Source organism: Kaarinaea lacus, from assembly GCF_975902315.1.
In genome coordinates, this window is sequence record NZ_CDLKIE010000384.1 from 1 (window position 1) to 6,552 (window position 6,552).

Here is a 6,552-nt window from a genome sequence, read left to right on the forward strand (position 1 = left end):
CATTGGCAAAAATATCGGCGATGACTTGGCGGAAGGCAAACCCACTTTACCGCTGATTCGAGCCATGAGTACCGGCGACAAAACCCACGCGGATACTATCCGCGATGCAATTTTGAATGGCGGCCGCGACAACATTCAAGCAGTCATGAAAGCCATTGAATCCACCGACGCCATAGCATACACTGCGCAGCGAGCGCGCCAGGAAGCGGACCTTGCGCTCAGCATGTTGCACGATATTCCCGAATCCGAATACAAAGACGCCCTGGTCAACCTAGCGGAATTCTCCGTCAACCGGACGTTTTAGTTTTTCACTGCAAGTCGTCATCTATCACCATCGGAGTGTAGCTCAGCCTGGTAGAGCACCGTCTTCGGGAGGCGGGGGTCGAAGGTTCAAATCCTTTCACTCCGACCAACATTCAGTCACTCCTTGTATCACTCAATAACCTTCCATTCAATTATTAGCTTCTATGAATACCGCGAGGCGGTGGTCGAAGGCATAGATAGACATTCTAAAAGGGCACGTTGGCTTGATATAGTATTCAAACAACAAATGCTACATAAAAGAAAACCCCACGATTGCTGGTGGGGTTTCCTCAAAATATCAAACTAATAAATGCTTATATCTTTACATTTGCTGCCTGCGGTCCTTTGGGTCCACTTTCCACTTCAAAAGCTACTTGTTGGCCTTCGGCTAATGTGCGGAAACCTTCGCTAGCGATAGCTGAAAAATGAACGAAAACGTCTTTGCCGCCATCGTCAGGTGTAATAAAGCCGAAGCCTTTAGATTCGTTAAACCATTTTACGGTTCCTGTAGTCATAATAATTACCTCATTCAAAATTAATAATAAAAAAGTGTTACAAATCTTACGAGGTAATTAACAGGAGAATACTGCGAAAGAACTTCTGACAATAACCAAGGTAGAATGTAGCGCTGTACTGTATATTGTAGCTAGTATTTGACCTAAATTACCATCTTTGTTTGAAAAAACGTTAAATCAGGGCGATTCAATTCAATAATGCTGCAATTTAATCACCTATTTTACACAACTTCAGGTATACTTCCCTGCAAATTCCGGTGCACTTCGGTCTGCACCTCCATTAAAAGCGGTAATCCTTCCAGATTCACCCCGAAATACACAGTTTCCGCCTAGACCGACCCAGCAGATAGCGTGGGTAGGCCGATCCAGGAGAATATAACAATATGTCATTTGAATCCCTCGGTCTCAGGGCCGAAATACTCCGTGCTGTTTCCAAAAAGGGTTATAGCACCCCCACTCCCATACAGATTCAGGCCATCCCCGCTATTCTCGAAGGACGCGACATCATGGCTGGCGCACAAACGGGTACTGGAAAAACCGCTGGTTTTACCCTGCCACTATTGGAAAGAATCATGTCATCCCTTGATTCAAAAAGTGATCATCAAGGGAAAGTTCATAGCACAGTCCGTGCCTTGGTGCTGACGCCAACACGGGAACTGGCTGCCCAAGTTGAAGAAAGTATCAAGTGTTATGGCAAATACTTGCCGCTAAGTTCCACGGCGATTTTTGGTGGCGTGAAAATCAATCCACAAATAACGAAGCTGCGAAAAGGCGTCGACATCATCGTTGCAACGCCCGGCAGATTGCTGGATCATGTCAATCAAAACACGGTAAATCTTTCATCGGTGGATATCCTGGTTCTCGACGAGGCCGACCGCATGCTGGATATGGGATTTATGCCCGATATCCGTACATTGCTCGCACGCTTGCCTAAAGAAAAACAAACCTTATTTTTCTCAGCTACTTTCTCCAAGGAAATTAAAACACTGGCTAATGAGCTGTTAAAGTCACCAGCCTTGATTGAAGTCGCACAGCGTAACACAACCGCAGAACGTGTTACCCAGATAGTGCATCCGGTAGATAGAAACCGTAAACGTGAATTACTTTCTTTTCTGATCGGTTCCAGGAACTGGAAACAGGTATTAGTGTTCACGCGTACCAAGCATGGCGCTGACAATCTTTCCAAACACCTGATGGCCGACGGCATCAGAGCTACCGCCATTCATGGCAACAAAAGCCAGGGTGCACGCAGCAGGGCACTGGCTGATTTTAAATCCGGTAGAGTGCGGGTACTGGTTGCGACGGATATCGCCGCACGAGGACTGGACATCAATCAGTTACCTCACGTAATTAACTATGAATTACCAAGTAGCGCGGAAGATTATATACACCGCATCGGGCGCACAGGACGCGCCGGTAATGAAGGTGAAGCCATGTCGCTCGTTTGTGTCGATGAACATAAGTTACTGAAAGATATTGAGCGTTTAATAAAATGCGATATCACCAAAGTAGTCATTGACGACTTTGAACCCGACCTTTCCATCAAACCTGAGCCTATTCACAAAGGACGCGGCAAACAGCAGCAGAATTCAAAAAAACGCTCGGTAAAACCATCGAGTAAAAAATCGGCATCAGCCTGGAACAATCAGCGTCCCACCTTCAAGGGAAACTCGAACTGCCGGACGAGATCGGGTAATCAAGCTAAATTCGGTGCACAAGACGCACGTTAGCACTAAAATATTACTACTAAACTTAGCGCTAACAGGTTCTAGTGTGAAAAAAATTGCGGTTTTTGCCGATGTGCAAAACATTTATTACACCACGCGCCAGGCTTACGGTCGCCAATTTAACTACCGAAAACTCTGGCAACAATTAAGTGACAAGGGTGAAATTGTTACCGCTATCGCTTATGCCATTGATCGTCGCGATGAAAAACAACGAAATTTCCAGGATATTCTCCGGCAAATTGGCTTCACTATAAAACTAAAGCCCTTTATTCAGCGAAGTGATGGCTCCGCCAAAGGTGATTGGGATGTTGGTATTACCATTGATATTTTAGACGCAGCGAAAGATGTTGATATCGTTGTCTTATTATCAGGCGATGGCGACTTCGATCTGTTATTGGAAAAAATCAAAAAGGACTTTGGCGTGAGCACGGAAGTTTATGCCGTTCCAGCGTTAACCGCCAATACTCTTATTGACGCAGCTTCTGTCTATAATCCTATTGAAGGAGACTTATTGCTGTAAGAATCAGCTTCATGGTTTGGATACTTTGCTCGTATATCGTCAAAAAAATGCCCCAAGCCGTCTGATTTAGTTTCATAGACTATTCGCATTAACTGACCCAACTCGCCTTTTGGAAAGCCTTGCTTTGAAAACCAGTCCAAATACGGTAGTGGCAAATCGATCAGGAGCATTGTTGAGTGCTTGCCAAAAGGCATGCGAAAACTGCTCAGTTTAAAGATCAACTCCGGATCGCTGTAGGTACCCTGTATGCTCATGGATTGTGCTTCTTTTTATAAGGATGAGCTAGCGTACACTATTTGAACGTATCAATACATCACTTTATTTTCAGCATTTGATTTTCTGTCCAATAAGTTATTTATATTGGAACTTTATCAGTGGACCCAAGTCTTAATTATCGTTCGCATATTTACTGATTTGTAACAATCAGTTGAATGTGAAAAGGAAAATACTTTTATTGTTTTTGGCTGGCAGAATGCCTGGATTACACCTGTTAGGTTCCCTCCTTATCGTCCTCCCCGCATGACCATAAATGTATATTGAATGTATATCGTTTGTTTATATTAAAAGGTAAATTAATAGTGAAAATTGGTACAGTAAAGTGGTTTGACTCCGCGAAAGGTTTTGGTTTTATTGCTCCTGAAGATGGCAGCAAAGATGTATTCGTACATTTTTCCGCAATCAGTAACGCCGGCGGTTATGCCAGTTTGGACGAAGGTCAGCGTGTGAGTTTCAATATTGAACAAGGCCCTAAAGGTCCCTCTGCAACAAATGTTACATCTGCGTAACATGTACACTTTCCTTGATAAAAATCAAACCCCGCCTTTGTGGGGTTTGTTTTTATATAGCAAGTGATTCCCGTTGAAAGGATATTTGGTTTGTCAGGAACAATAGAATGACTGTTTATTCCATTCCGGGATTCAGTGATCCCGTAAGTTCAATGACACACCTGTTCAGTTCTCCGATATTCCTTATTATTGGTATTGTCATGATATGGAATCTGCGCGGCAATATAAGCCGAACAGTATCCCTTACTATATTCACCTTTGCTGTAGTATTTTTATTGGTAATGAGTGGTGTTTTTCATCTACTGACACCTGATACCAGTGGCCGTTATGTTTTACAGGTATTGGATCACGCAGCAATATTTATCCTCATAGCAGCAACGTTCACTCCAATTCACACCCTACAATTTAAAAAATTCAAACGATGGGGCATATTATTATTAGTTTGGAGTACGGCAATTACCGGCGTCACTCTTAAAAGTATCTATTTTGAACAAGTGCCTGAACTACTGAGTCTCGCATTGTACCTAAGCCTGGGATGGCTTGGCGCGTTCACCGGTTATATGTTGTATCGGCGTCTGGGCTTTAGCGCGATATTGCCACTGATTTATGGTGCATTAGCGTATACACTTGGTGCCACCTTGGAGTTGTTACGTTATCCCATCTTAATATCAGGTGTTATCGGTCCGCATGAAATATTTCATATATTCGTACTATTAGGCATCAGTTTTCATTGGCAATTTGCCCACCGTATGGCGCAAATGCACAAGGACAAAGTAATGTCTTATGCATAATATTTTGAATACTGATGCGTATTACCGCTGCATTTATGGGCCACTCTTGGGTCAGTATGGCCGGGAATTGAGATGATGAGGTGGGAAATATCTGTGATTGAAAGTAACAGGTGTTCAATAGCTTAGATTATAAGCCATTGATCATGAACACTATTTGAGCGCGTTCGGGAGGCGGGGGTCGAAGGTTCAAATCCTTTCACTCCGACCAATGTTCAGTCACTTTTCCTATTCTACCAATCACTTTCAGCATGCAACTTGACAGCAGATTTGCTGTAAAAAGATGAACTTTTATAAAAATTTCTAAATTATTGCCAATCAGCAATACAAAGGAAGATACTAAGGAATTTAATAGATGCGGGATTATGTACGAATAGCCAGTTAAAGAAAACACTCGGATTGCCAAATACCGGGCCAGTAACATTCATCACCAACCCGGTGGTCTAGCTTAAAATATTTTTTATCGATGGACTATTGGGTCACTCCTACTATCAGGATCGCCAATCGCAGAACCGTCAGTGCGAGGTTTGATTCGATCATTTTGTAGTAACAGTATGATTGCAGCGACATGTGGAGCGGCCATGGATGTTCCCCACCAGTTTGCCAAACTACCATCGGGTTGCAAAGATAAAACGTCAACACCTGGTGCGGCATAATCAACAGTTGCACAATCAAATAATTCTGGTGAAGTCGCTTCTCCCGGCAGGTTTACTCCGCAACTGTCCCAATCTCCTGCGTACCCGTAATTGGAAAACCATCCAAATATGTCACTATGATCGACGGCTGACACAGTAATTAAATTGGGATGTTCCACATGAGCAGGTTCTGCTGGCATGATATTCAAATCTTCTCCATCATTCCCAGATATTACAATGAAGGGAATCACTTCAGCGAGATTATAAGCCGCTTCGTGAAATGCACGATTGTGCTGCCACCACCAAGCGCTCATATTAGCTACTTCGCCTGGCAAAGCATTTGCGGCCACATGATCTATTCCGGCAATTGCATCATCGGCTGCACCAAAATCACTGGCCTTTAATATACGCACAGGAATAATAGTAGCACCCGCGGCAACACCTACTACATTAATTTCATTGTCGATTGCAGCTAATGTGCCGGCTACATGTGTGCCGTGGCCATACACATCATCAAGCGTACCGTTTCCATTATCTTTAACAGCATCCTTGCCGCGAGTGACGTCTACATTTAAATCCGGATTATCCAAATCAACGCCGGAATCAATCACCCAAACATTCAGCCCAGTTGCATCTACCGGCCCACCCACACGTATAACACCCTGTGGAATCACTTGTGGGATAGGATCAAAGGTATTTCCTTTACCTTGCCCCTGACCTTTACCCCCACCGCTGGGGCGACCACCCGCTTTTACAAGAGAATTGGGCTCACAATATTCAATTAACGGATTTTGCTTTACAAGTTTCTCTGCAGCTATAGGTGGTAAATTAGCGGAAAATCCGCGAAATGCAGATGTATAGGTATGCCGTATTTGCAAATTATTTTTTTGCGCAATTGTGCTCGCGTGTGCCGGAATATTCTGAGGTAACACGGTATTTGTAAATTTACAAATTACGGTATTTGCGACTAATCTTTTCAATGATTCCGGCGCATCAGCACCAGGATCTGCTATGGCAACATTATTTATATTCAGTAAAACCACAAGTGTACTTATTAGCGTTATGGTATTACGCTTTTTCATGAACACCCTCCTTGTTATTATTTGATCCTACCCTGCTACAGACTACTCATATTTTAATACGTATTAGTTTCATAAATCCAAAAGTATAGTCTTTCGGATAGGTTACCGCTATTAAAGGATTTCTCATTTTGTCTTCCTTAGGCTAAATGCTATTCGATTAGGTCAAACTTCAATTTGTCGAGTTACAGTAAAACTAG

At 43.2% G+C, this 6,552-nt stretch carries 7 protein-coding genes, 1 tRNA gene and 1 pseudogene; 6 read left to right on the forward strand and 3 right to left on the reverse strand.

Going from position 1 to position 6,552, the window contains the following annotated elements; all coding sequences use genetic code 11:
• Both ACWVCM_RS12320 and ACWVCM_RS12325 read left to right on the forward strand, forming a co-directional pair.
• Window positions 1–304 (forward strand): annotated as a pseudogene (locus ACWVCM_RS12320) (hypothetical protein); the annotation flags it as partial.
• A 31-nt stretch (window positions 305–335) separates the two neighbouring features.
• Window positions 336–412 (forward strand) — tRNA-Pro (locus ACWVCM_RS12325).
• A 205-nt stretch (window positions 413–617) separates the two neighbouring features.
• Here ACWVCM_RS12325 and cspE read toward each other — a convergent pair.
• Window positions 618–818 carry a transcription antiterminator/RNA stability regulator CspE gene (gene cspE, locus ACWVCM_RS12330; RefSeq protein ID WP_455202054.1) on the reverse strand — a complete coding sequence of 67 codons (201 nt, stop codon included), beginning with the start codon at window positions 816–818 and terminating at the stop codon, window positions 618–620.
• A gap of 383 nt (window positions 819–1,201) precedes the next feature.
• Here cspE and ACWVCM_RS12335 point away from each other — a divergent pair, with 383 nt between their 5' ends.
• Both ACWVCM_RS12335 and ACWVCM_RS12340 read left to right on the forward strand, forming a co-directional pair.
• The gene (locus ACWVCM_RS12335; protein WP_455202055.1) at window positions 1,202–2,548 is read left to right on the forward strand and encodes a DEAD/DEAH box helicase; all 1,347 of its coding nucleotides are present in this window, start codon (window positions 1,202–1,204) and stop codon (window positions 2,546–2,548) included.
• Window positions 2,549–2,591: 43 nt separating this feature from the next.
• Window positions 2,592–3,065 (forward strand): LabA-like NYN domain-containing protein, encoded by a 474-nt coding sequence (locus ACWVCM_RS12340; protein ID WP_455202056.1) that lies wholly within the window; start codon window positions 2,592–2,594, stop codon window positions 3,063–3,065.
• Here the strand turns inward: ACWVCM_RS12340 and ACWVCM_RS12345 are convergent.
• Window positions 3,032–3,319: a DUF3820 family protein gene (locus tag ACWVCM_RS12345; RefSeq protein WP_455202057.1), complete on the reverse strand. Its 288-nt coding sequence runs from the start codon at window positions 3,317–3,319 to the stop codon at window positions 3,032–3,034. The genes ACWVCM_RS12340 and ACWVCM_RS12345 overlap by 34 nt on opposite strands.
• A gap of 324 nt (window positions 3,320–3,643) precedes the next feature.
• Here ACWVCM_RS12345 and ACWVCM_RS12350 point away from each other — a divergent pair, with 324 nt between their 5' ends.
• A complete protein-coding gene (locus tag ACWVCM_RS12350) occupies window positions 3,644–3,850 on the forward strand; it encodes a cold-shock protein (RefSeq protein ID WP_455202058.1) in 207 nt (68 codons plus the stop codon).
• Between the two features lie 107 nt (window positions 3,851–3,957).
• Window positions 3,958–4,641 (forward strand): PAQR family membrane homeostasis protein TrhA, encoded by a 684-nt coding sequence (gene trhA, locus ACWVCM_RS12355; protein ID WP_455202059.1) that lies wholly within the window; start codon window positions 3,958–3,960, stop codon window positions 4,639–4,641.
• A 457-nt stretch (window positions 4,642–5,098) separates the two neighbouring features.
• Here the strand turns inward: trhA and ACWVCM_RS12360 are convergent, their stop codons facing one another.
• Window positions 5,099–6,355, reverse strand: a complete 1,257-nt coding sequence (locus ACWVCM_RS12360; RefSeq protein ID WP_455202060.1) for a S8 family serine peptidase — start codon at window positions 6,353–6,355, stop codon at window positions 5,099–5,101.
• Window positions 6,356–6,552 lie beyond the last annotated feature (197 nt).

Coding starts and splice junctions, on each gene's coding strand:
- cspE (WP_455202054.1), bottom strand. CDS start 818: ATGACTACAGGAACCGTAAAATGGTTTAACGAATCTAAAGGCTTCGGC.
- ACWVCM_RS12335 (WP_455202055.1), top strand. CDS start 1,202: ATGTCATTTGAATCCCTCGGTCTCAGGGCCGAAATACTCCGTGCTGTT.
- ACWVCM_RS12345 (WP_455202057.1), bottom strand. CDS start 3,319: ATGAGCATACAGGGTACCTACAGCGATCCGGAGTTGATCTTTAAACTG.
- trhA (WP_455202059.1), top strand. CDS start 3,958: ATGACTGTTTATTCCATTCCGGGATTCAGTGATCCCGTAAGTTCAATG.
- ACWVCM_RS12360 (WP_455202060.1), bottom strand. CDS start 6,355: ATGAAAAAGCGTAATACCATAACGCTAATAAGTACACTTGTGGTTTTA.